This is a genomic window from Methyloceanibacter sp. (assembly GCF_050728395.1).
GTDB lineage: Bacteria > Pseudomonadota > Alphaproteobacteria > Rhizobiales > Methyloligellaceae > Methyloceanibacter.
Genome location: NZ_JBOHJB010000187.1, coordinates 1 through 1,535, shown reverse-complemented (window position 1 = coordinate 1,535; position 1,535 = coordinate 1). Strand labels below are relative to the sequence as shown.

1 protein-coding gene is annotated in these 1,535 nt (G+C 63.0%); it reads left to right on the top strand.

All coding sequences use genetic code 11. The annotated features are described in order from the left end of the window. Positions 1-199: 199 nt before the first annotated feature. Positions 200-1,396 carry an IS256 family transposase gene (locus tag ACREC7_RS16415; protein WP_431556757.1) on the top strand — a complete coding sequence of 399 codons (1,197 nt, stop codon included), beginning with the start codon at positions 200-202 and terminating at the stop codon, positions 1,394-1,396. The last annotated feature ends 139 nt before the right edge of the window (positions 1,397-1,535 follow it).

The window sequence follows — 1,535 nt, the reverse complement described above, 5'->3', positions numbered from 1 at the left end:
CGCCTGCCCCTGCCATTTCATGATAGTGTTCTGATAGTTTTGCAAAGCGCTGACGTGGCCTGAAGGCCCGGCGGTCATGGGGTGCGGGTGATGTTCAACGTCACCGATCCTGCACGAAGGATGCACACCATGACCAAGCGAGCATGACCAAGCGAGCATGACCAAGCGAGCATGACCAAGCGAGCATGACCAAGCGAGCATGACCAAGCGAGAAAGCAAGGCCGAACGGATTGAGTGGAAAGGGTTGCTGTCTGGCGACCCGGATTATCTACGGACGATGGTTGAGGCCATCGTTCAAGCGACGCTGGAAGCCGAGATGACGGCGGCGCCGGGAGCTGAGAAGGGTGAGCGGACAACCGCGGGGCTTGGCTATCGCAGCGGTTATTACGGCCGGTTGCTGATCACGCGGGTTGGAACCCTCGAACTTAGAGTGCCGCAGGACCGCCAGGGGCGCTTCTCAACCGAGCTGTTCGAGCGCTATCAGCGGGCGGAGAAGGCGCTGCTGACGAGCCTGATCGAGATGTCCGTCCAAGGGGTCTCGACACGCAAGGTGAAAGCGGTGACGGAAGACCTGTGCGGGCACGAGTTTTCGGCCTCGGCCATCAGCAGCATCGTCAAGAAGCTTGATGCGAGCCTGACGGCCTTCTGCGGGCGGCGGCTCCCCGAGGCCTATCCCTCCTTGATTCTGGACGCGCGCTATGAGCGGGTCCGCGAGGGCGGGGTGATCGAAAGCCAGGCGGTGCCGATCGCGGTCGCAGTCGCCTGGGAGGGCCGGCGCCAGATCTTGGCCGTCACTCTCGCCAACCGCGAGAGTCCGTCGAGCTGGAAGGACTTTCTCTTGAGCCTGAAGAACCGCGGCCTGGCTGGCGTCGAGTTCGTCGTCTCCGGCGATCATGCCGGGCTCAAGAAGGCCATCCCGCAAGTCCTGCCCGAGGCGGCATGGCAGCGCTGCTACGTCCATTTCCTGCGCAATGCCCGTGATCATCTACCCCGCAAGGCAAGCGACGATTGCCTAAAAGAACTGCGGTGGATGGATGACCGCCGCGCGCTGGCGGAAGTGCGCCGCGATTTGGCCCCATGGCTCGCCAAGTGGCAGGGCAAAGACGAGCGGCTGTGTGCCTGGGTCGAGAACAACATCGAGGAGACATTGACCTATTACCGGCCACCGCTTGCCCATCACAAGCACATGAAAAGCACAAACATGCTCGAGCGGCGCACCCAGGAGATCAAGCGGCGCACCCATGTGGTGCGAATCTTCCCCAACCCCGAGAGTTGTTTGCGGCTCATCCGGGCGCTTGCCGTCGAGACGCATGAGAACTGGCTAGAGACGACCCGTTATCTCAACATGGAGCATTTGCGTGAACACAAGAAGGAGGTGCTGCGTCAGGCCGCATGAGCCTGCTTCGTCCCCAGCCTCGCCAGGCTAGCGCCGTGCTCGCGCCGTCAAGGCCGCGCCGCCTGCGGCGGTGGCCTTCCGGCCAGCCTTGACTGCGCTTGGGCGCGGCGCTCGAAAGAGCGCGAGGTCGGGACGGAGG